Genomic DNA, 24,955 nt, shown 5'->3' on the forward strand with positions numbered 1-24,955 from the left:
GGGACGGACATGGGGACGGACAGGGCCGAGACGGGAACGGACCGGGGCGCGGGCACGGAGGCCGACCCGGGCACGGGCACCGGCACTCCGGCGGGGACGGCCGCACCGACGACGGCGGTCGACCTGGTGGCGCCGGTGCTGCGCGAGCACGCCGCCGCCCACGACGAGCGGGCGACGTTCCCGCGCGAGTCGGTGGCGGCCCTGCGCCGGCACGGCCTGATGGGCCTGCTCGTCCCGTCGGAGTACGGCGGGACCGGAGCCGGCCTGGCCGCCTTCGTGGAGGTGGCCCAGGGCCTGTCCGGCCACTGCCTGTCCACCGGCCAGATCTGGGCGATGCACTGCTTCCAGGTCGACGCGATCGTCCGGCACGGCACCCCGGCGCTCAAGGCGGCCCTGCTGCCGAGGATCGCCGCGGGCGAGGTCTACATCGGCTCCGTGACCAGCGAACGGGGCCGCAGGGCCGACCTGTTCAGCGCGGACGCGCCGCTGGACGCCGGCAGCGGCGGGGACCGCCTGACCCTCGAGCGCGACGCGCCCGTCGTCACCGGCGGCGACCACGCCGACGGGTACCTGATCACGATGCGCGCCTCGCCGACGGCCCGGCCGCACGAGGTCTCGCTGGTCTACGCCGACCGTACCGACCTGCAGATCGAGACCGCGGGGGAGTGGGACGCGCTCGGCATGCGCGCCACCGAGAGCATCGGCATGAAGCTCAAGGGGACGGTGCCGGCCCACAACGTCGTCGGTGTGCCCGGGAGGTTCGCCGACGTGGCCCGGCAGAGCATGGTGCCGCTCTCCCACCTCGGCTGGTCGGCGTGCTGGCTCGGCGCCGCCCGCGGGGCCTTGCGGGACCTGCTGCGCTGGCAGGCGGCCTCGGGCGGCGGCCGCGGCCGGGACGGCGGCCCGTCGGAGCTGTCCTCCGAGCGGATCGGCCGGGTCCGGATCTCCCTGGAACTGGTCAGCGCGTATCTGACCCGGGTGCGCGAGGAGGTCGAGCGGGCGCGGTCCGGCGGGTCCGGCATGGACGGTCCGCGCGGCCAGATCCAGCTGAACACGCTGAAGATCGCGGCGGCGGACCTGACGTTCGAGGCCGTGGACCGGATGGTGCAGATCGCCGGACTGCGCACCGGCTACCTGAAGAACTCCGAACTCGCCCTGGAGCGGCACTTCCGCGACCTGCGCTCGGCGAGCCTGAACCACGCCAACGACGCGCTGACCGTGGGGGTCGGCGCGCTCTCCATGCTCGACCGCGGCGTGACCCTCATCTGACGGGACCTGGACACGATGCCGACCTACCTCGTGAACCTCGCCGAACCCCTCCCGGAATCACTCGGCGACGAACTCGCCAAGCGGATCTACTACCTCGCCGACGGTATCGACGCCTTCGCGCTCGTCCGCAGCGAGGACCGGGTCACCGGAGTGGAGATCACCACCCGTGCCGACGCCGATCCCGCCGGGCTGGCCAGGAGGCTCGACCACGTCAGCCGCACCGAGGTCCGACCGCAGCGGCTGACCGCGGCGGCACCCCTGTGGACGTCCCCGCACCCGCCCGCCGCCTCCTCGGGCACCTTCGAGCGGCTGCGGGAACTGGGGGCCGTCCACGAGATGGGGCCCGGGGCCGTTGCCACCGGACGGCTGTTCAGCGAGGTGCTGGACGCGCTCGACGCGGGCGTCCTCGCCCTCGCGACGGACGCCTTCGGCGCCGAGGAGTTCCGCTACCCGGCCCTGATCAGCACCGCCGCCCTGCACAAGGGCGGCTACCTGACGTCCTTCCCGCAGTTCGCGATGACGGCGAGCTGCGTGAGCTCCGACCTCGACGTGTACCGCGCGTTCGTCGACGGGATGGCGGCGGCCGCGGAGCCGTCGGCCGGAGCGCCGCCGAGCGAGGACGCCGACTCCCCGGCAGCGGTCATCGACCGGTACAGCCGGCACTCCGGGTACTGCCTGCCGCCGACGATGTGCTTCCACACCTACCTGCAACTGGCCGGCCGGCCGCTGCCGGCCGGCGGCGCCGTCGTCACCTCGCGCGGCAAGTCCTTCCGCTTCGAGTCGCGTTACAGCCGGTCCCTGGAGCGGCTGTGGGACTTCACCATCCGGGAGATCGTGTTCCTCGGCGACACGGACACCGTGGCACGCCGGCGCGCCGACTTCCTGACGGCGGCCTGCGGCTACGTCGGGGAACTCGGCCTGGCCGGCTGGGTGGAGCCCGCGAGCGACCCCTTCTTCGCGGCCCCGACCGTGCCGAGGCGCCTGCTGGCGCAGCGGCTGACGGCCGCCAAGTACGAACTGCGGCTGCCCGTCGACGACGGCCGGAGCGTGGCCGCCGCCTCCTTCAACGTGCACGGCACCACCTTCGGCGAGAGCTACCGGATCACCCTGCCGAACGGCACCACCGCCGGTACCGCGTGCGTGGGCTTCGGGCTCGAACGGCTCGCGTTCGCCTTCTTCTGCCGGCACGGCACCGACCCCACCGGATGGCCCGCCGCCCTGCGGGCGCGCCTGCCGAGCTGACCCACGACCCACCCACCGCACACGGAAAGCCAGTTGCCCAGCACCGGAGGGAAAAATGCCGCAACGCCCATGGCCGCCGAGCTTCGACGCGCTGCTCCGCACCCATCTGTCCCTCGGGGAGGGCGAGGAGATCGCCCCGGAGCTGACCCCCTTCGACTACGGACTGGACTCGCTGTCGACGGTGGGCCTGCTGCTCGACCTGGAGGAGCAGTACGCCATCACCCTCGCCGACGACCAGCTCGCCGTGCTGGGCTCGGCCGACACCGCCGGCCTGTGGGCGCTGCTGGCGAAGGCCGGCGCGGAGCGGGACGAGGGTCAGGAGGCGGCCGGATGACCGGGAACCGAGCGGCCGGCCCGGCCGCCCGCCGAGCGGAGCGCGACGGGCACCTGCTCGCGCTCAGGAGCCTGTCCGCCCTTCAGCCGCGCCATCCGCTGGAGCGGTCCCTGGCCGCCATCGAGGCGCTGGGCGCGCAGGAGTCGCACCGCTTCCTGGACTCGCTGCGCATGAGGTCCCTGGTGGCCCGGCGGCTGGCGGCGGTGGAATCCGCCCACCCCGCGGTCCGCGCGTGCGCGCAGGCGCTCGCCCCGAAGGTCGCCCGGCTGCGCCACATGCACGACGTGCTCGACGACAACCTCAAGCGCCTGGAGCAGCTGGCGATCCGGCTGGGCGTCGAGCTCTTCGGCGGCAAGGGCATCAGCGCCCACGCCACCTACACCGACCGGTCGGCCCGCGACTTCAACGACCTGGACCTGTTCGTCCGCACCCGCGCCGACGCGACGGCGCTGTCCCGGGTGCTGCGCCACGAACTCGGTTTCCGCTACCAGAAGTACGAACTGCCGTGGTTCAAGCTCGACCCGTCCGACGGCATGCTGTACGGCCAGATCGCGCTGGTCGCGCCCGACGGCAGCCCCGACCTGGTGAACGCCGACATCCACTTCGGCGACTACTCGGTCCGGCACTGCGGCCGGCTGGACATCACCGGCATGTACACCGGCGGCGCGCCGGGCCTGCGGATGGTGCCGGCGGAGGAGAACCTCGCCTGCATCGTCAACAACGCGGCCGGCGACTACTTCGTGACGGCGAAGGACACCAACGACCTGCTCATGGCGCTGTCCCTGCCCGGCTTCGACGCCGACCGCTTCGCCGGACTGCTGCGCTCCTCCCACCTGGCCGGCTTCTTCGGTTTCGTGGCCAGGACGCTCGAGGCGTCGTCGGTCCTCACCGCGGAGCAGCGCGGCCGGCTCGCCGCCATCCCCACCCCGCGGACCGCGGAGCCCGCCCCGAGGCCGGACGCGCCGGACTGGAACCGGCGCTGCGCCGGCACCGCGCTGCACGCCTTCGCCACCAGGCGCGCCGACGGGATCGTGCCGGCGGTCAGGGTCGCCGCGGACGCCTTCGGCTACTACCGCAGGCACCTGAAGCTGGAACTGGCCCCGGGCGGGCGGCAGTCCCCCGTCCGGCCTTTCGCGCTCAACCCGTGGACGTGCGTCCGGCTGGTCCCGGTCGACCTCGCGGTCGCGCTGCTGGACGAGGGCACCGCCGGCGGCCGGCCCGCGACGCTGCCGGAGCGCAGGTCCTTCGTCGGGACCGGCACCGACGTCGAGCGGATCGACACCCCGGCGGGCATGTACGTCCGCGTCGAGGAGGAGTTCTTCGTCGCGACGGTCCTCTACCGGCTCGATCCCCGCCTGGTCCGGCAGGCGGCCGCGGCGGCCGCCGCGGCCCCGGCTCCGGCCCGGTGATCGACCTCACCGGCCCGCTCCGGCCGTGGTCCGCCCGGCTGGCGGAGCGGTTCGCGCGGTGCCTGGCGGGCGGGGCCCGGACCCGGTCGTGGTGGCGCCCGCCCGCGCCGCGCGGTGAGCCGGAACTGCTGGACCGGCTGGCCGAACTGTTCGGCAGCCCGCCCGAGCGTACGGTCGTGACCGGCGGGGTACGGCAGTTCGCGACGAGCTGGGCGGTGCGCACCGGCCCGGCGGCCGTCGAGGCGCCGACCTTCGCCGACATCCCGCAGATCCTGGGCGCGGGCCTGCCGGTGCGCCGCGTGCCGTGGCGGGAGCTGACCGGCGGCGCCGCCGGCCCGCCGGGCACGATCTGGCTGACGAGCCCGTTCCGCAACCCCGACGGGAGGTCGCTGACGGCGGGCGAGACGGAGGCCGTCGGCCGGCTGGCCGGGCAGGGGCACACCGTGGTGGTGAACCAGGTCTACCGCTGGTTCCACGCGGCCGGTCCCGCACCCGCCGCACCGGACGGGGCGTGGACGGTGACCTCGTTCGCGAAGATGGCCGGCGGCGGCCTGCGGCTGGGCTGGGCGGTCGCCCCGCGGCCGGACGCCGTCCCCCGCACGCTCACCAGCGACGGGCCGCCGACCGCCTGGCAGCGGGCCTGCGCCGGCTTCCTCGACGAGGCCACGCTGCGCGCCCTGCGGGCCGACTGCGTCGAACCCACCACCGAGGCACGGCAGGCGTTCGCCGCCCGCGCCTGCGAGTTGACCGGCCGGGGCGTGCCGGGCGGCGGCCTGTCCGCGGTGTTCACCTGCCCCGGCAGCAGCGAGGCCGAGGCCGTCGAACTGCTCGCCCGGCAGGGGCTGGAGGTCTCGCCGGGCAGCGCGTTCGGCTGCCCTGCGCCGTCGGTACGGCTGGCCTTCTCCGGGACGACCGCGGCGCAGGCGGTGCGGGCGGCCGAGACGATGGCGCGCCTCCGGCCCGGCTTCACCCCCACGTCGTTCCCCTGACCGGGGACGCCGCCGGTCCATCCCACCCCGACCACCGAACGGGAGTACCCATGAACCGTACGGCAGCCAGGACCCTCGTCCCGTTCGACTACGGCGACGGCGACCGGGCGCCCCTGATGTGGGGTCAGAACGCCATCTGGAACGTGCTGAACTGGCTTCCCCCCGGACGCAAGGCCTCGCTGAACCAGACCCTCGTCCGCGCCGTGCCGGACACGTTCGGCAGGGACGAGGTGGAGGGCGTGCTGCTGGCCCTGGTCCGGCAGCACGACTCGCTGCGTACCACGGTGGACACGACCGGCGAGGAGCCGGCACAGGTCCGCCTCGGCGCCGGCGCGCTCGACCTCTGGACCCGAGAGGCGCCGGCCGCCGAAGCGGGAGTGGCCGGCACGGAACTCGCCGCCGACCTGCGGGCCCTGCCCTTCGACCTGGCGCGCGACCCGGGGATGCGCGCCGGGGTCGTGGTCAGCGACGGCGCGCCGGTGCGGCTGTGCCTCGCGCTGAGCCACTTCGCCGTCGACGCGTCGAGCCTGCGGATCGTCGCCGCCGATCTCGACGGACTGCTGTCCGGCCGGCAGCTCGGGCCCCGCTCCCAGCAGCCGCTGGAACGGGCCCGGCACGAGGCGGGTCCGGTGATGCAGCGCCGCCAGCGGCGCGCGCTGGACTTCTGGGAGCAGTGCACGCGGGAAACCGCGGCCACCTGGCTGGCCGACCTGCCCGAGGCCGGGCCGGCGGACCGGCGCTGGGCCGAACTGCGGTCACCCGCACTGGCGGTGGCCGTCCGCGAGATCGGCGCCGAGCACCGGCTCACCACCGCGACCGTCCTTCAGGCGCTGATCTCCCTCACCCTCGCCTTCGAGCACGACGAGACCGACGGGGCGCTGCGCGGCATCGTCGGCACCCGCTTCACGCCGCAGACGGCCGAACTCGTCGGCGCGTTCAACCTGAACGCGATGTTCCGGCTCGACCTGGTGGACGAGCCCGCGCCGGACTTCTTCGCGCGGGTCAGGCGGGCCGGGCTCAAGGCGCTGACCACCTGCGAGTGCAGCCAGGACCTCCTGAACGACGTGGTGATGAAGGCCGCCCGGGAACGCGGCATCGAGGCCGACGGCTACTGCTTCTTCAACGACGTGCGCCCGGTGGCCGATCCGCCGCCCGCCGCGGTCGAGGGCGCGCGCGACGCGATCGTCGACCTGCTGCACCGCACCGAGGTGACGGTGCCGGACCGCAGTGGCGACCAGAAGGGGTCGAAGTTCTTCGTCTACGTCTCGGCGGTCGGTGACGAGGCAGTGCTGACGCTGTGCGCGGACCGCCGGTTCGTCGCGCCGGACAGGTTCCTGTGGGACCTCGACTGGGTCGGGGTGGCGATGTGGCGCACGGGCAGCGGCCCGGAGGAGATGCGGCGGGCCTTCGCCGCACGGCAAGCGCCGTCCACGCGGTCCACGGGGTCCGGGACCGAAGGCCGTTGACGCCTCCCGATCGCGTTGCGAAAATTATCGCAACTTCGATCGGGAGGCGGCACCCATGACCACCGGGATCGGCGGCGGCGCGCAGGCGCGCGCGGACCTTCAGGCGTACGTCGGTGAACTGGCGCAGGCGCTGGTCCCGCACGCGAGTCCAGGGGGCGCGCGGATCAGGCCGGGCCTGAACATCGCCCACCATGACGACGCCGCCGCCGACCTGGAGGGCTACGCCCGCCCGCTGTGGGGCCTGGCGCCGCTGGCCGCGGGCGGCGGCGACTTCGCGCACTGGGACCTGTGGGCCCGCGGGCTGGCCGCCGGCACCGATCCCGCGCACCCCGAGTACTGGGGGGACATCGGCGACCTCGACCAGCGCCAGGTGGAGACCGCCGCGATCGGCTTCGCGCTGGCCCTGGCCCCCGAGCGCTTCTGGGACCCGCTCGACGGCAAGGAGCGCGACCGCGTCGGCCGCTGGCTGGCCGGCTCCCTGGACCGCGCCACCCCGCCCAACAACTGGAACTTCTTCCCGGTCCTGGTGAGCCTCGGCCTGGACCGGGTCGGCCACGCCCACGACCGCGACGCCCGGAACGCCCGCCTGGACACCCTGGAGTCCTACGCGCTGGGCGACGGCTGGTACGGCGACGGCGCCACCCCGCAGCGCGACTACTACGTCCCGTGGGCCATGCACTTCTACGGCCTCGTCCACGCGGCGCTCGCGGGCGACCAGGACCCGGCCCGGGCCGAGCGTTTCCGGCAGCGCGCTGCCGCGTTCGCCGGGGACTTCCGGCACTGGTTCGCCGACGACGGCTCCGCGGTGCCCTTCGGCCGCAGCCTCACCTACCGCTTCGCGCAGGGCTCCTTCTGGGGGGCCCTGCCGTACGCCGGGGTCGACACGCCGTCGCACGGCGAGGTCAAGGGGCTGCTGCTGCGGCACCTGCGCTGGTGGCGGGCCCGGCAGGCGGACACCGCGACCGACGGGGTGCTGTCGATCGGGTACGCCTACCCGCAGCCGCTGATGGCCGAGCAGTACAACTCGCCCGGCTCGCCGTACTGGGCGATGAAGGCGTTCCTGCCCCTCGCGCTGCCCGCCGCCCACCCGTTCTGGACCGCGCCGGAGGAGCCGCACCCGGCCGCCGCGCCGGCCGAGGCCGCCGACCCGCCCGGTTCCGGCATCTCGGTGCAGCCGCACGCGGGCGCCGTCGTCATGCGCTCCGGCGGGGACGTGACCCTGCTCAGCGGGCTCCAGCACGGCACCTGGCCGCGCGGCGGCTCGGCGAAGTACGCCAAGTTCGCGTACTCGACCCGCTTCGGGTTCAGCGTCCCGGCCGGCGAACTCGGCCTGATCCACGGGGCGTACGACTCGATGCTCGCGGTGAGCGACGACGACCCCGCGGCGGAGCCGGTGCACTTCCGGGTGCGCGAGGCGAGCGAGGAGCCGCGGACCACGGACGACGGCACCGTGTGCGCCACCTGGCACCCTTGGCCCGACGTCGAGATCACCACGTGGGTCACGGCGGCGGCGCCCTGGCACCTGCGCACCCACCGCATACGCACCGCCCGGCCGCTGCACACCGCGGAGGGCGGGTTCGCCGTCGACCGCGACGGCGGGCTCGCCCGCCGCGAGGAGGCGGACGGCAGCGCGGTCGCGGTGTCGGCCGCCGGCGATCTCAGCGGGCTGCGCGACGCCGGTGACGGCGCCGCCCGCGCCGGGCGGGTCATCGAGGTGCTGCCCGGCACCAACCTCCTCGCCCGGCGCACCGTGCTGCCCACCCTCACCGCGCAACTGGCCCCGGGGGAGCACTGGTTGCGGTGCGCGGTGCTGGGTGCGGGGCCCGCGCGGGCGGCGGCGTGGGACGGGCCGGTGCCGCCCCCCACCGTCTGACGCCCGGCCCGCCCGCTGCCCGGGCGGGCCGCTCGCCCCCGCCGTGCTCAGCCGCGCCGGACGGTGATGCTCCTGCTGCCCGCCGGTACCCCGGTGAGCCGCACGTATCCGCCGTCCTGGCGGGCGGCGTACGCCCGGGGCGACCCGTCCCAGGCGAGGGCGCCGTCGACCCGCACGGCGTACGACCCGCCGGTCGGCACCGGCACCGCGATCTCCCCGACCGCGCCGGCCGGTGCCGTCACCTTCAGGTCGAACCCGCCACGGCCACGGTCCTGCCAGGACACCCCGATCACCCCGCCGGGGGTGCTCAACTGCCCTTCCGCGCGCCCGACTCCACCCGGGTGCGGGGCCACGCGGTAGCCGCCGGTGCCGCCCTCGTCGTCGGGCGCGATGCCGAGCAGCCGGAAGGTCAGGGCCGAGGTGGGCCCGGTGGACCAGCCGTGCGCGGCGCTCATGTAGGAGCCGGAGTAGTCGGAGCTGCCGTCGGTGCGGTAGCCCTCCCAGAACGTACTGGCCGTCCCCTGGGGCGCGTTGAGCATGTAGCCCCATTCCCGCCGGATCAGGTCAAGGGCGGTGCCGTCCCGCCCGGCCGCGAAGTGGGCGTGCACCTCCATCCCGCCGGGGAACGGGTGCACGGAGGTGGCGCTCTTCTCCGGGGTGAGCGCGCCGACCGCGGTCCACCGCTCGCCCAGCGCCTGGCTGACGGCGCTCGCCCGGTCGGCGTCGGGCACCAGCCCGAACCACACGGCCAGCGCGTTGCCGTCCTGCGGGTACAGGGAGTTGCCGGGCTTGTCGCGGTAGAGGCCGGCGCCCGCGTCCCAGTAACCACCCGCCTCGACCGCGGACTTGAGGGCGGCGGCCTTCGCGGCGCTGTCCGCGGCGGCGGCCGTGTCGCCGGCCGACCGTGCGAAGGCCCCGGCACTGGTCAGCGCCCGATACATGATGGCGTTGGCCTCGATGTTCTTTCCGTCGGAGTCGCCGCGCGCCCAGTCGGCGCTCTGCGTGACGTTCAGCAGGCCGTCGGTGCCGATCTTGGCGGTGATGTAGTCCAGCGCCGCCTTGTACTTGGGGTAGATCGCGGTCGACCAGCCGGTGTCGCCGGTGAACTGGAGGTAGGAGGCGGTGCCGATCAGCGTCCACAGGTGGTAGGCGTCGGAGTTGCCGATGAAGTCGACGGCCGGGCCCGCGTAGGGGAGGGCGCCGTTGCCCGCCTGGTGGTTGTAGAGCGTCTGGAGGGAGTCGCGCACCGTCCGCATGTCGCCGAGCGAGACGTAGTCGGTGAGCACCGATATGCCGAGGTCGCCCGGCCACACGGTGCGGTCGCGCTTGGCGCCGTCGACGAGCACGGTGTCGCCCGCCTCGCCGATCCTGGCGCCGTTGTTCCAGCCGAGCGCGGGCGGACCCCACACCCGGCCCTGGTTGTTGGCGACGATGTTGGTCTGCACCGTGTAGGCGCCCGCGTACCAGATACGGGTGAGCAGGTCGTCGTCGCAGGAGAAGTAGTTGGGGTAGGCGCGCAGATCCGCCGCGTTGGGGGCGAAGGTCACCTCGACGCTGACGCCGGTGAGGAGCACCGCGCCCGCGGTCTGGTTGACCACCGTCAGGTAGCGGAAGCCGCCGCGGAGTTGGGTCGCCGGGTTGTCGGCGGCGTCGGTACCGGAGACCGGTACGGAGGTCTGCGTGCTGATCCGGCCCGCGGGCTCGGCGGTGTAGCAGACCGGGGGCTCGTTGTTGGAGCCGCCGTTGGAGCCGTCGCTGGAGGTGGTGCTGACGTACGTCGACAGTTCGCTGTAGGTCAGGCCCACCCGCTGGTCGGCGTCCGAGGTGTCGCCGAAGGTCAGGGTGACGTAACCGCCCGTCTCCTGGCCGAAGTCGAGGGTGACGGAGGAGCCGGCCTCGCTCAGCCGGGTGGCCGCGGAACCGGACTTGCGCACCAGGTCACCGGAGTTGGCGACGCTGCCGGTGGTGGCGTGCACCGCGACCGGCGTGACGGTGCGGCTCGCCGGGGAGAGTTTGAAGGCGTCCCAGGGGCCGCTCGGGGCGGCTCGCCCGGCGGACGCCTTGCCGCCGGCGGCGGCGGCCGAGGCCGCGGCGGCCGGTGCGGCCCCGGGCGCGGCCTCCGGCACCGCCCCTTCCGGCGTGGCGGCCTCGGCGGTCACGCCGCGCATCGCGGCGGCGGCGACCACCGTCGCCGCGCCGGCTCTGAGGAACGCCCGCCGTTTCGGCCCAGCGCCCGGTTCCGTGCTGTTCGACATGGTTCGCTCCTGTCGGGGCGGTGAGGTGGTCCGGGGGTCGCGTACGCGGTCACGGCCGGCGCCGGGGCGTACGTCGTCGTCGGTGAGGGTGCTGCGGATTGAAATGTTTCAGACCCGATCGGTGGACACGCTATCCACGGCCACTCCGGCAGGGCAACCGTCGTGCGGGGCCCAGTTTTCCGGCAACTCGCAGGATCGAGGAGGCGCTTACCGGATGATTCGGTGGAAAAGCCCTCGCCGGGTTTTCGCTTCCGGTACCGATCTGCGTCCTCACTCTTGTCCTCGGCGCGGGATTACCGGTAGGACGTGGCCGTCGCGTATGAAACGTTATGGTTCCCCTGGGGAGAGGCCACATGACCGTATCCGGACGTCGAAGAGGCCGCAGGAGACTGGGGGCGGTGCTGGCCGCCCTCGTCGCGACCGCGCTGGGCGTACCCACCGCCGCGTCGGCTGCACCGCCCGCCGGGCACGCCGACGGCGGTCCGCTCGCCCCCACCGGGCTGCGCGCCGACGGGCAGGCATCGGACGTGCTCACCGACGCCGCGCACCCGTCGTTCGCCTGGACGGTGCGCGACACCGGCCGGGCCGAGTCGCAGACCGGGTATGAGATCCGGGTCGCCCCCGTCGCCGCGGGCGCGCAGCACGCCGCCGCGACCGGCTGGGACTCCGGCCGGGTGGCGTCCGCGAACTCCACCGACGTGGCCTACGCAGGGCCCGCGCTCGCCGCCGACCGGACCTACACCTGGACGGTCAGGACCTGGAACAGCCAGGGCCACGCGTCGCCCTGGTCCGCCCCCGCCTCCTTCGACACCGGGCTGCTCAAGGCGACCGACTGGTCGGCGTGGTGGCTGCGCACCTCCGACGGCGCCCTCACCCGCGGCGACTTCGACGTGAAGCGCCCGGTCGCCCGGGCCCGCCTGTACTTCGGCGCCCAGGGCATCGTCGAGCCGCACCTGAACGGTGCCCGGGTGCAGCCGTCCGAGGTGCTCGACTCCTCGGTCACCGACTACAGCACGCGGGTGCTCTACCGCGACCTTGACGTCACCGAGCAGCTGCGCCAGGGCACCAACACCCTCGGATTCATGGCGGCCAAGGGCCAGTTCAGCGGCCAGCCGGTCTTCGTCGCGCAGCTCGACATCACCTACACCGACGGCTCCACCGCGACCTTCGGCACCGGCCCGTCGTGGAGGACCACGGCCGGCCCGGTCACCGGCGAGGACTTCTGGTACGGCGAGAGCTACGACGCCCGCAAGGCGGCGCCGGGCTGGGACGCCCCCGGGTACGACGACTCCTCCTGGACGGCCGTGCACGCGCTCTTCCCGGTCGCGCACCCGGTCAGCCTGGCGCAGGGCAAGCCGGTCACCTCCCTCGACACCACGACCACCGCCGGATGGTCGCCGGCCGCGCTCACCGACGGCATCGACAACTCCGTCGACGCCTCCGAGGGCTACCACTCGAAGATCGAGACCACCGCGGACACCACCAAGTGGGTGCAGACCGACCTCGGTTCGGACCAGCCGCTGCGGTCGATCACGCTCTTCCCGGCCCGCCCCACCAACGACACGTCCGGTGACCTGATCGGCGCGGGCTTCCCGCTGCGCTACAAGGTCGAGGTCAGCGACGACCCGACCTTCGCCACCGCGACCACCGTGGTGGACCGCACCGGCTCCGACCAGCCCAACCCCGGCACCTCACCGGTGACCCTCAGCACCGACACCACCGCACGCTACGTCCGCGTCACCGCCACCGAGTTGCCCTGCAACTCCGCCGGCTGCACCTTCCGGCTCGCCGAACTCGGCGTCTACGGCGCGCACCCGGCGGTCGGCTACGACGCCATGACCGCGCTGCGGGCCGACGTGTCACCGCCGATCCGGGTCGTCCGGACGGTCGCCCCGGTCAAGGAGACCCGCCCCGCGGCCGGCGAGCGCGTCTACGACTTCGGGCAGAACCGGACCGGCTGGGTCACCATCAAGGCCGCCGAACCCGCCGGCACCACCGTGACCCTGACCCAGGGCGAGATCCTGGACGCGACCGGCCAGGTGACCACCTCCAACATCAGCTTCTCCGCCTCCGACCCGCCCCGGCAGACCAACCACTACACCTTCAGCGGCTCCGGCACGGAGACCTACACCCCGCACTTCACCTACGCGGGCTTCCGCTACGCGGAGCTGACCGGGCTGCCCGACGACGCGCAGGTCACCGTGACGGCGCAGGCCGCCCACTCCGACGTGCCCACCACCGGGCAGTTCAGCACGTCGAACCCGCTGCTGAACAAGATCCAGGACGCGGTCGCCCAGACCCAGCTCAACGACCTGGAGTCCATCCCGATGGACTGCCCGACCCGTGAGCGGCACGGCTGGCTCGGCGACGCCGGCGACAGCGACCAGGAGGCGATGAGCAACTACGACATGCAGTCGTTCTACGCCAAGTGGTTCGGCGACATCACCTCCAGCGCCAACGCCGACGGCAGCCTTCCGTCCGTCGCCCCCGCCAACGGGGGACAGGGCTCCTGGGCCACCGACCCGGCCTGGGGCACGGCCTACCCGCAGATCATCTGGGACTCCTACACGCAGTACGGCGACAAGCAGGCCATCACCGCCAACTACGCCCAGGTCAAGGCGTGGGTCGACTACCTCGCCACCATCAGCGACGCCGACCACGTCGTGGTGAACTCCCCGACCTCGTGGGGAGACGACTGGCTGTCCACTGTGAGCACCCCGCACAGCTACTTCCAGACCGGCTTCTCCTACCTCGACGCGAGCCTGCTGGCGAAGATGGCCGCCGTGACCGGCAACACCGCCGACGCGGCCCACTACGGCGCGGTCGCCGACCAGGTGAAGGCGGGCTTCCTCAAGCGGTACTACAACGCCGCCACCGGCGTCTTCGGCAACGGCTCGCAGCTGTCCTATGCGATGCCGCTGGTCCTGGGCCTCGTCCCGGCCGGCCAGGAGCAGACCAGCCTCGACCGGCTGGTCCAGGACATCGCCGCGCACGGCGACCACGTCACCACCGGGTTCGTCGGCACCACCTTCGTCTACCAGGCACTCGGCGCCTACGGCCGCAACGACGTCGCGCTGGCCATCGCCGAGCGCGCGGACTACCCGAGCTTCGGCTACATGGTGGACCAGGGCCCGGGCACCATCTGGGAGAAGTGGCCCAACTCCTCGGCGCCCGACGGCACCTCGTCCAAGGACCACATCGGGCTGGGCGGCTCCATCGGGCAGTGGTTCTACCAGCAGCTCGCCGGGATCCAGCCCGGCGGCGGCGAGACGGGTGCGACGGGCGCCACCGGCGAGGCGGGGTACGGCAACCTCACCCTCGCGCCCAGCGTCGTCGGCGACCTCACGCACGTGTCGGCCTCCCAGCAGACCGTCCGCGGCACCGTGCAGAGTTCCTGGCAGCGTGACGGCAGCACCCTGACCTACCACGCGGTGATCCCCGTCGGCTCCACGGCGACGATCCGGCTGCCGCTGCTGGGCGGGCGCGGCTCCACGGTCCGCGAGAGCGGCCGCACGATCCTCAACGGCGGGCACACCGGCCAGTCCGACCCGGGGCTGACCGTCGGTGCTGCCGGGGACCAGGCGCTGACCCTGACCGCCGGCTCGGGTGACTACACCTTCACCGTCACCCCGCCGCAGTCCCCGGTCACCCGGCTGTCGCTCACCGCGACCGCCCCCGCGCCGATCAAGGCCGGCACGAGCGGCGACATCAGCGCGGTGGTGGAGGCGTCCTCGACCCGGGCCGGCACCGCCACCGTCGGCGCCGACGTGCCCGCCGGCTGGACCGCGACGGCAAGCCCCGCGGGGATCCCGCTCACTCCGGCGTCCTCGGTGACCCTCGCCACCGTGAAGGTCTCCGTCCCGGCGGACGCGGCGAGCGGCGTGCACGCGGTACCCGTTCAGGTCCGCGCGCCCGACGGCACGCTGGCCACCACGACCGTCCAGGTCTCGGTGTACGGCAGCTGGCCCGCCGGCACCACCGCGACCGCGTCCAGCTTCCACGCCCCCAACGTCGTCGACGGTGCCACCCGGACCTACGATCCCGGCAACGCGATCGACGGGGACACCTCCACCTTCTGGAACGACGACACGCAGAACGCCTATCCGGACACGCTCACGATCACCTCGCCCTCCGCGGTCGCGCTCGGCGGGGTCACCTTCGTGTCCTTCGCGGACGGCGTCCCCACGGACTTCACCGTCCAGACGTGGGACGGGTCCCAGTGGACCACCCAGGCGACCGTCACCGGCAACTCCTCCGTGAGCCGCCGGATCGACTTCCCCTCGTCCGTCACCACCACCCAGGTCCGCGTCGTCGTCAACGGCACCCAGGACGGCTTCACCCGCGTCGCCGAGGTGGCTCCCTAGGGTGCCCCTGACCCACCCGGCTGCCCCGTCCCCCGGTTGAGGGACCACCTGCCGGTGGTGGGTTGCTCGCGCAGTTCCCCGCGCCCCTCGGTTGGTGACCCTCCTTTCGCGGAGGGACTCGCAGATAGCCAGGGGCGCGGGGAACTGCGCTCCCCCCAGAGCTCCGCCTGGGGGTGCCCCCACGCCACCGCGGACCGCAAGGTCCCGTGACGGCAGGACGGGGCAGCCGGGCGGGTCCGCTCAGCTCGCGGCAAGCGGGTAGCGTGCTGACCATGACTGATACCCGCCCCGGCGCCGTAGCCGCTGGCCTCGCCACCGTCGCCGACGACGGCACCGTACTGGACACCTGGTACCCCACCCCGGAGCTGGCCGAGCGGCCCGGTCCGGCGGGGACCGAGCAGCTCCCCGCCGAGCGCGCAGCGGAACTCCTCGGCGTGGCCGTACCGAAGGCGCTGGGCCCGGACCCGCGCCGTGGCGTGCAGGTGGTGGCGGTCCGCACGGTGATCGGCTCGCTGGAGGACAAGCCGCTCGACGCGCACGACGCGTACCTGCGGCTGCACCTGCTCAGCCACCGCCTGGTCCGGCCGAACGAGCAGAACCTGGACGGCATCTTCGGCCTGCTGGCCAACGTCGCGTGGACCTCGCTCGGCCCGGTACCGGTGGCACACCTGGAGGAGACCCGGATCGCCGCGCGGGCGGAGGGCACCCACCTGTCGGTGTTCGGGGTGGACAAGTTCCCCCGTATGACGGACTACGTGGCACCCGCCGGCGTGCGGATCGCGGACGCCGGGCGGGTCCGGCTGGGCGCGCACCTGGCCTCCGGCACCACCGTGATGCACGAGGGCTTCTGCAACTTCAACGCCGGCACCCTGGGCACCTCCATGGTCGAGGGCCGCATCTCGCAGGGCGTGGTGATCGGCGACGGCTCCGACGTCGGCGGCGGCGCCTCGATCATGGGCACCCTCTCCGGCGGCGGCACCCAGCGCGTCGCGGTCGGCGAGCGCTGCCTGCTCGGCGCGGAGTCCGGACTCGGCATCGCGCTGGGCGACGACTGCGTGGTGGAGGCCGGCCTGTACGTCACGGCCGGTACCCGCGTCACGCTCCCGGACGGCGAGATCGTCAAGGCCGTCGAGCTGTCGGGCGCGGACAACCTCCTCTTCCGCCGCAACTCCACCACCGGCAAGGTGGAGGTCTTCCAGCGCACCGGCTCCTGGGGCGGCCTGAACGCGGCCCTGCACAGCCACAACTGACGGCGGGTCAGGAAAAGTCGACCGCGAGTGCTCCTGACGGCCCGGCGCCGTCAGGAGCGGCTGCCGCGCAGCGACGACAGCACCAGCCGTCCGTAGCGGGTGGTGAGCGCGGCCGCCGTCGCGGCGAGCGAGGCACCCAGCGCCACGAGCAGATCGGTGGCGCTGGTGTCGCCGAGCACCTGGAGGACGGACAGCGCGGTGGACACCGGCAGGCCCAGCACGGTCAGCACCCCCAGCGCCCCGGCGATCTGCTGGCTCTCCTGGTTCTGCGCCAGCCGCGCGTAGTCGGCCGCCTCCGCGAGGATCTGCGCGAACCGCTCGGGCAGGTGGTAGGTCCGGTGGAAGGCCAGCAGCAGGTCGTTGGCCGGGCCGTACGCACTGAGGTGCTGGCGCCAGTGGGTGCTGCGGAACATCGCGATGCGGCGTTCCAGGGCGGCGACGCGGCGGGCCAGACCGGGACCGCCGAAGACCGCGGACAGGTCGTCGGTCAGCTCGTCGATGTGATCGCGCTGCGCGGCGCCCAGCAGGATGGCGTCGAGGTAGGTGCCGCGGGCGTTGCCGACGGCGTAGTCGTAGAAGTCGCCGGGCCCGCCGTCGGGGCGGTTCCCGAGGAAAGCGGCGCCTTGGCGCAGCACCCGCGCGCTCCAGTCCGCGGAGATCCGGTTCGTCCGGGCGCGCAGCTCGGGCAGTGACTCGGCTCCCTTGGGCAGGTCCGACGGCGACGCCCGCGAGGCCAGCGCGTGCAGCAACAGGTCGGCGTCCAGGGGGAGTTCCCCGGTCGCCGGGTCGCGCATCACCCGGGTGAGGGCGGCGGGCGGCGTCATGAACGCGACGGTGTACGGGCGGGCGAGCGCGAACGGCCCGGCGGGCACCTCGGTCTCGGCGACGCCCGCGAGCAGCGCCGCCGGATCGAACGGGCCGCGCAGCGGGTCCGCGTCGGCGCTCTGGCGCCGGTGGCTGATCGCCCGCAGCAGCGGCAGCAGCGGAGCGCCCGCCACGCTGAAGTGCAGGACCGCCAGGGCCCGGTCGGGGGAGCGGGTGCTCGCGGTGCGCAGCAACTCCATGGCGTCCAGGCGCATCGGGCCGTGGGACAGCCCCGGATCGGGGCGGGTGTGCCAGCGCCGGTCGTACAGCACCCGCCCGGCCGACGGCGTGAACAGCCGCCGGCGCGCCGCCTCTTCGGCCTCGGCGGCGTGGGCCGCGACCGGAAGCGGTCCGGCCGGCCACGGCGGGTCCTGGGGCAGCCGCACCGGCAGCAGCACGGCCACGGTCTGCCGGGTGCCGACCGCGTCCATGAACGCGCGCGTCAGCTCTTCCGTCTGGCCCCCCGGCTCCGTCACCCTCCTACCCTCACGCCTCCCTTCCCCCTCGCGCAAGCGGCCCGTCCGCAACGGAAGGGCAGCCCTTGCCCAACGCAGCCGCAAGGCGGGGCCGGGAGCGTCATCCTTGGAGGGGATCGGGCGGACGACAGCACGAATGGGGGCACGGATGCACGCACTTGACGCGTTGCGGGCCGCCGAGGACGGGTACCGGTACCTGGACGAGGGCGGCCACGTCTACCTGGACCACACCGGCGCGGGCCTTCCCGCCCGGGCCCAGCTGTGGGCGCACGCGGAGCGCATCGCGGGCGGCTGCTTCGGCAACCCGCACTCGGTCAGCCCCGCCTCGGAGGCGTCCGGCGAACTGGTGGAGCGGGCCCGCCGCAGGGTGCTGGCGCACTTCGGCGCGGACCCGCGGGAGTACGCGGTGGTGTTCACGGCGAACGCCACCGGGGCCTGCCGGCTGGTCGGGGAGGCGTACCCGTTCGCGCCGGGCGGCCGGCTGGTGCTGACCCTGGACAACCACAACTCGGTCAACGGGCTGCGGGAATACGCCAGGAGCCGCGGCGCGGACACGGTGTACGTGCCGCTCCGGGCGCCGGGGCTCGACCTCGACGCGGCCGCGATGGACGCGGTGCTGGCGGCGGCCCCCGAGGGCGGCGGCCTGCTGGCGTACCCCGCGCAGAGCAACTTCAGCGGGGTCCGGCACTCCCTGGACTGGATCACCCGGGCGAAGGCGGCCGGCTGGGACGTCCTGCTCGACGCCGCGGCCTACGTGCCGACCAACCCGCTCGACCTGGCCGCGGTGCACCCGGACTTCGTCGCGGTGAGCTGGTACAAGGTCTTCGGCTACCCCACCGGCGTCGGCTGCCTCGTCGCCCGGCGCGACGCGCTGGCCCGGCTGCGCCGCCCCTGGTTCTCCGGCGGCACCATCCACGTGGTGAGCGCGCAGGGCCTGTGGCACCACATGGCCGAGGGCGAGGCGGCGTTCGAGGACGGCACCGTCAACTACCTGAGCATCCCGGACATCGAGTTCGGCCTGGACTGGATCCGGGCGATCGGCACCGACGCGATCCACCGCCATGTCACCGCGCTCACCGCAGAGTTGCTCGACGGGCTTGCCGCGCTGCGGCACTCCGGCGGCGAGCCGCTGGCCCGCGTCTACGGGCCGTCCGACACCACCGGCCGCGGCGGCACCGTGGCGCTGAACCTGCTCGGCCCGGACGGGGCGGTCGTCGACGAGCGGATCGTCGCCCGCGACAGCGCCGCCCACCGGATCTCGCTGCGCACCGGCTGCTTCTGCAACCCCGGTACCGGGGAGGCCGCGTTCGCGATCGAGCGGCGCACCCTGGACGGCGCGGTGCGCACCGCCACCGGCACGATCGACGACTACCTCGGCCGGCTCGGCCTCCCCTCGGGCGGTGCGGTCCGGGTCTCGCTCGGACTGTCCTCCAGCCGCGCCGATGTCGCCGCGTTCCTGGACTTCGTGGCCGGCACCTACCGCGACCGCAGGCCCGACCCGGCCGGCCTCAGCCCTCGGCTGGTGTGCTGACCGCCACCACGGGCACCGGACCGGTCCGGGGCGCGGGGCGGTGCACCGTACGGCACTTGGAAGCCAGCACCGCCCACGCGCCCGACAGGAACAGCACGGTGAACCCGGCCAGCAGCAGCCAGTCCGCCCACACCGCCCGGCCGAACGAGTCGCCGTAGGAGGCCAGCAGCGGCGGGCCCAGCGGCGAGGCGCCGTGTGCCCACAGCCCGGGCAGCCCGATCCCGCCGCCCAGCCCCTCGAACGCCCACCGGTTGGTCATCGCCGCGCTCAACAGCCGCCCCGCCCAGGCCATCTGCGGCACCGGCACGAACGCGCCGGAGAACAGCACCTGCGGGAAGCACAGCAGCGGCAGCATCAGCGTCGCCTGCTGCGGCTCGGCCACCGCCGCCGAGGCCAGCAGCCCCAGCGCCAGCGCCGCGGCCGACGCCAGCAGCACCGTGGTGAACAGCGAGCCGTAGGTGCCCCAGCCGGCCGCGGGCAGCCGGTTCAGGCCGCGCAGGACCGCGAGCAGCAGGGCGTCCGCCCCGGCCAGCACCGGCATCAGCAGTGCCGCCTTCGACAGCAGGTAGGGGCCCAGCCGCAGCGCCGTCAGCCGTTCCCGGCGCACCACCGGCAACTCCGTGCTGACCTGCAGCAGTCCGTAGGTCAGCCCGAAGAAGAAGCCGCCGAAGGCGATCCAGAACAGGATCATCGCGGCCGAACCCGGGCTCGGCGCGGCCGGGTCGAAGGCGCCCGGCCGGAAGAGCAGCGCGAACATCGCCACGATCACCACCGGGGACCCCACCACGACGGCGGCGGTCAGCCGGCTGCGCAGCATCAGTTCGGTGCTGCGCCGGGTCAGCAGCCACCACTGGCCGGCCGCACCGAGCGGGCGGTCCGCGTCCCGGCCGGCCGGCTTCCCCGGGGTGCGGGTGAACCCGTCCGCAACGGCGTCGGGTTCGGGCAGCTCCGGCAGCTCGCGCGCGCCCCGGCGGGCCACGGCCGCGTACACCTCCTCGACCGTCGGCACCGCGAACACCCGGGTCAGCTCCCGCGGGCGGCCCAGGTAGGCGGGGCGGCCGTCCGGGGTCAGGAAGAGCACCCGGTCGCAGCGGGCGAGGTCGGCGGGCGCGTGCGTGGTCAGCACCACCGTGACCCCCTCACCCGCCAGGTCCCGCAGCGTGCGCATGAGTTCGGCCCCGGACGCCGGGTCCAGGCCGGTGGTCGGCTCGTCCAGGAACAGCACCCGCGGCCGGGTCAGCAGCTCCACGGCGATGCAGGCGCGGCGCCGCTCGCCCTCGCTCAGCGTCCGCACCCGCTGGTCGGCCCGCGCGGACAGCCCCACCGCGGCCATCGCGCCGTCGACCGCGGCGGCGCGCCGTTCCGGTCCGGCGCCGGCGGGCATCCGCAGCCGCGCCGCGTAGGACAGCGCGCGCACGAGCGGAAGGTCCTCGTGCATGACGTTGCCGTGCGGCAGGTAGCCCAGCGCGGGCCGCAGCCCCGCCGGGTCGGCCCCGTCGTGCAGCACCCGGCCCCGCGCGGGCAGCCGGATGCCGGCCAGGATCTCCAGCAGGGTGGTCTTGCCGGAGCCGCTGCCGCCGGCCAGTGCGAGCACCTCGCCGGGTGCGACCGCCAGGTGCACCCCGTCCAGCGTCTCCCGGCCGCCGCGCACCCGCTGGCCCACCCCGTAGGCCGCCACGTGCAGCCCGACGCCGCCCGCGCCGCCCGCGCCGTCCACGCCGTTCGTGCCGGTCAGGCCGCCCGCGCCCGCCGCCTCGCCCGGGTCCGCCATCTCGCCCACCTCGCCCTCCGTCCGGTCCCGGGGACCCGTCCCAACTCCTGCCCCCGGGGCGGACGTAGCGTACGCGAGAGGATCGGCGTCAACGCGGGAGAGGTGAACGGTGTCCTGCGTACGGATGAACACTGCGGGCCGGTGTCGATCCGCCGGTCCGCGAATGCGGGGATGCGGCGCCGCGGCAATACGCTGGTCCCGCGCGGCCGGAGCGGGCGGTGCCGGACCGGCCGGTGCCCCACGGCCGCCGGCACCCGCCGCGGAACGGCCCGCCGCCCCGCACCCCCGCCCGTATCCTCACCCCCTCACGCCGAATCGGAGCCCGCACGATGTCCGCAAGTCCTCTCGCCCTGCCACCGGTGCGGCTGCTGCCCGTGGACGTGCTCGCCCGGCAGGCCCTGGCCGCGCCGCTGCTCGACCGCGTGCTGCGGCTGACCCGGTGGACCGGGGAGCAGCGCCGTGTCGACGGCATGGGCGAGCTGCTGGAGGACGAACTCGCCGCCGCCGTCGAGGTGCTGGGCCTGAGCGGCGAGGAGGGGGCGGCCGAGGCGGCGCAGGCGTGGGGCGTCGCGGTGGACGCCGGGCTGCTGGTGCTGGAGATCGACGAGGAGGCCGAGGAGTCCACCCCGCCGGGCGAGGCGGCCGGGCGGGCGGTGCCCGGCGAGCTGTACGCGCGGATCGGCGGCGGTGACGCGGCGGACGGCACCGACGCCGACCCGTACGACGTCCTCGACCTGTGGCTCGTGGCGGTGGAGTGCGCGCTGGCCGAGGCCACCGCGCCCGACTACCACCACCTGTCCGGCGAGGCGGACGGCGACGGCGAGCCGATCACTCCGGAGGACGCGGACCGGGAGGCCGAGGAGGAGGCCGAACTCCTCGACGCGGCCCTGGTGAACCTCTACGCGCTCTCGGCGATCGAGCCGGTGGCCGAGCCCGGAGCGGGCGAGGCGGACGGCGGCGCCCGGGAGAGCGGTGACCACGAGGACCTCGCGGAGGACGGCCACGTCGTGCCGCTGCCCGTCCTCGCGGCCTCCCTGGTGGTGCCCGAGGAGATGGACCAGCCGAGCGAGGACGTCCTCGAAGAGGTCACCGAGGTGATGCTGCTGCTCGACGACCACTTCCGGCTGCTGGAGTCCACCGGCCTGCTCGCGTACGCGCCGATGGACGAGGCGCTGATCGAGGAGGCGGACGACGACGGCGTGGCCGTACTGGGCGGCGGTTCGGGCGAGCCCGACGACGACGAGATCGCCCGGTACGGCGCGGTCCGGCTCACCCCGCTCGGCGTGTACGGCGTACGCGAGCGGCTGGCCGACGCGGGGGCGCACGCGCCCGTGCTCGGTGACCTCGCGGAGGTCGCCGCGGACGACCTGCTCGGCGCGCTGGGCTCCTACCCGGACCACGCGGTGCGGTACGAGGCGGAGGCGTGGCTCGCCGGCCGCAAACCGTCCGAGGCGGCGGCGGAGTTGCTGGCCGCGGCCGGGGAGGACGGGGCGGAGGGGCCCACCCGCCGGCTGGTCTGCCAGCAGGTGCTCGCGCTGCTGGGCACCGAGGCCGAACCCGCGGTGCGTGACGTCCTGGACGACCTGCATCTCGGCGGGCTCGCCCGGGTCTGGCTCACCGAGCGGCAGCTGCCCGACGTCCCCGCGCCCAGCACCGACATGGTCTACTGGCTCACCATCGACACCATCGCCGCCCAACTGGCCGCCGACGGCGACTCGGACGAGCTCGCCTCGCTCATCACCGATCTCGTCGCCCGGCACGAGGCCTTCTTCGCGGACGCCTGGCGCGTCGACCACCCGGCCACCGCCGCGGTCCTCGAGGCGATCGGCCGCCTGCACCCCGATCGCCCCACCGCGAAGGCCTCGCGCAAGGCCGCCTTCAAGGCCCGCTCGCGCCCCCGTCGCTGACCGGGCGCCCCGAACCGCCCAGCCCGGCACGGGAGTCGGGCACGCCCGGCCAGGTGCCTGAACGTTCCGCCTCCTCCGGCGAGGGGGAGGCGGAACGTTACGGCTAGCAGCCGCTCAGGATCGAGCTGAGCGCGGACTTCTCGGCGCTGTCCACCGTCAGGCCGTAGTAGTGCTTGACCTGCACCCAGGCGCGGGCGTAGGTGCACTGGTAGGACGCGCGCGGCAGCCACTCGGCGGGGTCGTCGTCGCCCTTCGAGCGGTTGGAGGACGCGGAGACCGCGAGGAGCTGGGGGCGGGTCGTGTCGTTGGCGTACGCCTGCCGCTGGGCGGTGGTCCAGGCCCAGGCGCCGGAGTCCCATGCCTCGGAGAGGGGCACGAGGTGGTATCCGCACCCTGAAATGACTGCCGCTGACGTCGGTGACAGACGGCCGTGCGCCGTTGATCAGACACTCCCGCACCGCGCCAAGGGCGGACCGGCTTCCGCAATTCCCGCGGATCGTCCGACCGACTCCTCGACCTCGGCCGCGGTGCGAGCGCTGAGTGCACGCCTGACGCGGCAACAGCACGCTCACCACGAGGAGGTGGCAAGGCTCCGCACGGCCCTGGAAGTCCCGCAAGGCGAGAACCTCGCCCTGTGGCGGGCGCTCGCCCAGTTCGAGTGGCAGGCACTGGCCGGTGACGCCTGATACCGGATGGACGTCACCGGCCAGTTTCCTTCTAGCCGATGCCGGTGACGCTGAGAGCCGTGGTCCAGTTCGCCTTGATCGCGGTGCGGGCGGCGTTGAGGGTGATGGTGCCCTTGCACACCGCGTTCTTCAGTTTCGTCTCCACACCGTCCTTGGTGGTGGAGTTCTTTGTGCCGGAGTGCGGCTCGGGCCACAGGTTGTTCGGGTCCCGCGGTGATCCGCCGAGTTCGAGGGGGATCTGGTGGTCTTCCTCGTAGTCGGACATGTTCGTGTCGCTGTAGCCGTAGTCGATGATCCCCTGCGCCTTGAGCGCGTTGGTGTAGGAGGTGGGCGGGCGGACGGTCGCCGTCCAGCCGGACACGCAGATCGTGGAGCCGATCGTCGACTGGGTGACAGCAGAGTTGTACACACCGGGCGTACACGACGGGTCCGGCAGCGGCAGATAGGACTGGGAGCAGGTGCTGGCCTGTGCGGTGCCGGCGCTGACGCCGAGGATGAGGCCGCTGATCGCCAAGGCGAGAGCGGAGCCGGTTGCAGTCGCTATTCGTATTCGGGAAGGCACGGGAATCTCGATCTCCTTGGTTAGTCAGGCTCATGACAGGTGTGTTTCGCGGACGTTGGGCAGCGCTCCGTCGTCCGGGCTGTGCCGCCGATCGTTGGGCTCCGCGGCACACTCCGGGCTACAGACCGCGGGTCTCGGCGGGCAGATTCGTCGCCGTATCAGGAGCGGACGTCCGGCCGATCGGGGGCGCTGCCGCGTTTGTGAGCGGTATGTCGCTGACAATGTGAACTGCTGTTCCTGGCGCATGGTTCGACGCAGGTGCGGATACGAGGTGGTCGATGTCGAAGGTCGACGGGTTGGTGGTGGTCACCCCGTCGTACGGGCTGGTCCGGTTCCCGGACGTGGCCTTGCACGAGCTGTCGGTCACGACATTGGAACCGTCCCGCTTGATGACGTACTCGCGGGTGTCGCAGGTGCCGGAGATCGTGATCCAGGTCGGGAAGAGGTCGCGGTCGTAGGTGGAGGCCTGCGTCTCGGGGGTCGCGGTCATCTCCGAGAGGTACGTGCGCGCCGTGGACGCCGCGATGGGCGTCGGCAGCGCGGCCTGCGCGGTGCCGCTGCCGGTGAGGAGGATCGTGGCCGCGAGCAGTGCGGCGCCGGCTGCCGCGCAAATGCCGTGCAGGAGACGGTTTTTGGGCATGACCGAGCGCTCCCGTGACTAGAGGGGCGGAGGGTGCGGAGAGGTGCCCCACCAGCGTCCCGGGCTC

General features: G+C 74.0%; 16 protein-coding genes and 1 pseudogene. 11 read left to right on the forward strand and 6 right to left on the reverse strand.

All coding sequences use genetic code 11. The annotated features are described in order from the left end of the window. Positions 1-9 precede the first annotated feature (9 nt). Genes C4U44_RS03460 through C4U44_RS03490 form a run of 7 tightly spaced genes read left to right on the forward strand, consistent with a single transcriptional unit; the run spans position 10 to position 8,582 of the window. The gene (locus C4U44_RS03460; protein WP_103884039.1) at positions 10-1,269 is read left to right on the forward strand and encodes an acyl-CoA dehydrogenase family protein; all 1,260 of its coding nucleotides are present in this window, start codon (positions 10-12) and stop codon (positions 1,267-1,269) included. 15 nt (positions 1,270-1,284) lie between these two features. Next, the gene (locus C4U44_RS03465; protein ID WP_103884040.1) at positions 1,285-2,511 is read left to right on the forward strand and encodes a class-II aminoacyl-tRNA synthetase family protein; all 1,227 of its coding nucleotides are present in this window, start codon (positions 1,285-1,287) and stop codon (positions 2,509-2,511) included. A gap of 55 nt (positions 2,512-2,566) precedes the next feature. Further along, the gene (locus C4U44_RS03470; protein WP_103884041.1) at positions 2,567-2,845 is read left to right on the forward strand and encodes an acyl carrier protein; all 279 of its coding nucleotides are present in this window, start codon (positions 2,567-2,569) and stop codon (positions 2,843-2,845) included. Then, on the forward strand, positions 2,842-4,254 hold the full coding sequence (locus C4U44_RS03475; RefSeq protein WP_103884042.1) for a nucleotidyltransferase family protein: 1,413 nt from the start codon (positions 2,842-2,844) through the stop codon (positions 4,252-4,254). Before C4U44_RS03470 ends, C4U44_RS03475 begins: the two co-directional genes overlap by 4 nt. After that, entirely contained in the window at positions 4,251-5,243 is a 993-nt protein-coding gene (locus tag C4U44_RS03480) for an aminotransferase class I/II-fold pyridoxal phosphate-dependent enzyme (protein ID WP_103884043.1), read from the forward strand. The genes C4U44_RS03475 and C4U44_RS03480 overlap by 4 nt, the downstream gene beginning before the upstream one ends. A 50-nt stretch (positions 5,244-5,293) precedes the next feature. Beyond that, positions 5,294-6,709 (forward strand): condensation domain-containing protein, encoded by a 1,416-nt coding sequence (locus C4U44_RS03485; protein ID WP_103884044.1) that lies wholly within the window; start codon positions 5,294-5,296, stop codon positions 6,707-6,709. A gap of 55 nt (positions 6,710-6,764) precedes the next feature. Continuing rightward, positions 6,765-8,582 (forward strand): DUF2264 domain-containing protein, encoded by a 1,818-nt coding sequence (locus C4U44_RS03490; protein WP_103884045.1) that lies wholly within the window; start codon positions 6,765-6,767, stop codon positions 8,580-8,582. A 47-nt stretch (positions 8,583-8,629) separates the two neighbouring features. Here C4U44_RS03490 and C4U44_RS03495 read toward each other — a convergent pair whose 3' ends face one another. After that, positions 8,630-10,837 (reverse strand): alpha-L-rhamnosidase-related protein, encoded by a 2,208-nt coding sequence (locus C4U44_RS03495; RefSeq protein ID WP_103884046.1) that lies wholly within the window; start codon positions 10,835-10,837, stop codon positions 8,630-8,632. Between the two features lie 353 nt (positions 10,838-11,190). Between C4U44_RS03495 and C4U44_RS03500 the strand changes: the two genes are divergently transcribed. Together C4U44_RS03500 and dapD are read left to right on the forward strand one after the other, a co-directional pair. Beyond that, entirely contained in the window at positions 11,191-15,201 is a 4,011-nt protein-coding gene (locus tag C4U44_RS03500) for a family 78 glycoside hydrolase catalytic domain (protein ID WP_146088188.1), read from the forward strand. Positions 15,202-15,473: 272 nt separating this feature from the next. Next, positions 15,474-16,451, forward strand: a complete 978-nt coding sequence (gene dapD / locus C4U44_RS03505) for a 2,3,4,5-tetrahydropyridine-2,6-dicarboxylate N-succinyltransferase (RefSeq protein ID WP_103884048.1) — start codon at positions 15,474-15,476, stop codon at positions 16,449-16,451. Between the two features lie 50 nt (positions 16,452-16,501). On the opposite strand, the gene C4U44_RS03510 is transcribed toward dapD, so the two are convergent. Continuing rightward, entirely contained in the window at positions 16,502-17,791 is a 1,290-nt protein-coding gene (locus tag C4U44_RS03510; RefSeq protein ID WP_235031762.1) for a hypothetical protein, read from the reverse strand. A gap of 148 nt (positions 17,792-17,939) precedes the next feature. Here C4U44_RS03510 and C4U44_RS03515 point away from each other — a divergent pair, with 148 nt between their 5' ends. Continuing rightward, positions 17,940-19,322, forward strand: a complete 1,383-nt coding sequence (locus C4U44_RS03515; RefSeq protein WP_235031763.1) for an aminotransferase class V-fold PLP-dependent enzyme — start codon at positions 17,940-17,942, stop codon at positions 19,320-19,322. Here C4U44_RS03515 and C4U44_RS03520 read toward each other — a convergent pair. Continuing rightward, on the reverse strand, positions 19,300-21,093 hold the full coding sequence (locus tag C4U44_RS03520; protein ID WP_103884196.1) for an ATP-binding cassette domain-containing protein: 1,794 nt from the start codon (positions 21,091-21,093) through the stop codon (positions 19,300-19,302). The two genes, C4U44_RS03515 and C4U44_RS03520, sit on opposite strands and share 23 nt — an antisense overlap. Before the next feature lie 329 nt (positions 21,094-21,422). Here C4U44_RS03520 and C4U44_RS03525 point away from each other — a divergent pair, with 329 nt between their 5' ends. Next, the gene (locus tag C4U44_RS03525; RefSeq protein ID WP_146088189.1) at positions 21,423-23,000 is read left to right on the forward strand and encodes a hypothetical protein; all 1,578 of its coding nucleotides are present in this window, start codon (positions 21,423-21,425) and stop codon (positions 22,998-23,000) included. Positions 23,001-23,103: 103 nt separating this feature from the next. Here C4U44_RS03525 and C4U44_RS03530 read toward each other — a convergent pair. The 3 genes and pseudogenes from C4U44_RS03530 to C4U44_RS41845 all read right to left on the reverse strand — a co-directional run. After that, positions 23,104-23,382, reverse strand: a pseudogene (locus C4U44_RS03530) (HNH endonuclease family protein); the annotation flags it as partial. A gap of 335 nt (positions 23,383-23,717) precedes the next feature. Then, positions 23,718-24,200 (reverse strand): hypothetical protein, encoded by a 483-nt coding sequence (locus tag C4U44_RS03535; protein WP_235031764.1) that lies wholly within the window; start codon positions 24,198-24,200, stop codon positions 23,718-23,720. A gap of 166 nt (positions 24,201-24,366) precedes the next feature. Beyond that, complete coding sequence (locus C4U44_RS41845; protein WP_200823120.1) at positions 24,367-24,888, reverse strand: hypothetical protein; 522 nt, start codon at positions 24,886-24,888, stop codon at positions 24,367-24,369. Positions 24,889-24,955: the final 67 nt, after the last annotated feature.

Origin of the sequence: Actinacidiphila yanglinensis, from assembly GCF_900107965.1 — a bacterium.
Lineage (GTDB): Bacteria > Actinomycetota > Actinomycetes > Streptomycetales > Streptomycetaceae > Actinacidiphila > Actinacidiphila yanglinensis.

Bases quoted from the DNA above. Each gene is read 5' to 3' on its own strand.
- C4U44_RS03520 (WP_103884196.1), bottom strand. From the start codon at position 21,093: ATGGCGGACCCGGGCGAGGCGGCGGGCGCGGGCGGCCTGACCGGCACG.
- C4U44_RS03485 (WP_103884044.1), top strand. From the start codon at position 5,294: ATGAACCGTACGGCAGCCAGGACCCTCGTCCCGTTCGACTACGGCGAC.
- C4U44_RS03465 (WP_103884040.1), top strand. From the start codon at position 1,285: ATGCCGACCTACCTCGTGAACCTCGCCGAACCCCTCCCGGAATCACTC.
- C4U44_RS03470 (WP_103884041.1), top strand. From the start codon at position 2,567: ATGCCGCAACGCCCATGGCCGCCGAGCTTCGACGCGCTGCTCCGCACC.
- C4U44_RS41845 (WP_200823120.1), bottom strand. From the start codon at position 24,888: ATGCCCAAAAACCGTCTCCTGCACGGCATTTGCGCGGCAGCCGGCGCC.
- C4U44_RS03515 (WP_235031763.1), top strand. From the start codon at position 17,940: ATGCACGCACTTGACGCGTTGCGGGCCGCCGAGGACGGGTACCGGTAC.
- C4U44_RS03495 (WP_103884046.1), bottom strand. From the start codon at position 10,837: ATGTCGAACAGCACGGAACCGGGCGCTGGGCCGAAACGGCGGGCGTTC.
- dapD (WP_103884048.1), top strand. From the start codon at position 15,474: ATGACTGATACCCGCCCCGGCGCCGTAGCCGCTGGCCTCGCCACCGTC.
- C4U44_RS03525 (WP_146088189.1), top strand. From the start codon at position 21,423: ATGTCCGCAAGTCCTCTCGCCCTGCCACCGGTGCGGCTGCTGCCCGTG.
- C4U44_RS03490 (WP_103884045.1), top strand. From the start codon at position 6,765: ATGACCACCGGGATCGGCGGCGGCGCGCAGGCGCGCGCGGACCTTCAG.
- C4U44_RS03500 (WP_146088188.1), top strand. From the start codon at position 11,191: ATGACCGTATCCGGACGTCGAAGAGGCCGCAGGAGACTGGGGGCGGTG.
- C4U44_RS03475 (WP_103884042.1), top strand. From the start codon at position 2,842: ATGACCGGGAACCGAGCGGCCGGCCCGGCCGCCCGCCGAGCGGAGCGC.
- C4U44_RS03460 (WP_103884039.1), top strand. From the start codon at position 10: ATGGGGACGGACAGGGCCGAGACGGGAACGGACCGGGGCGCGGGCACG.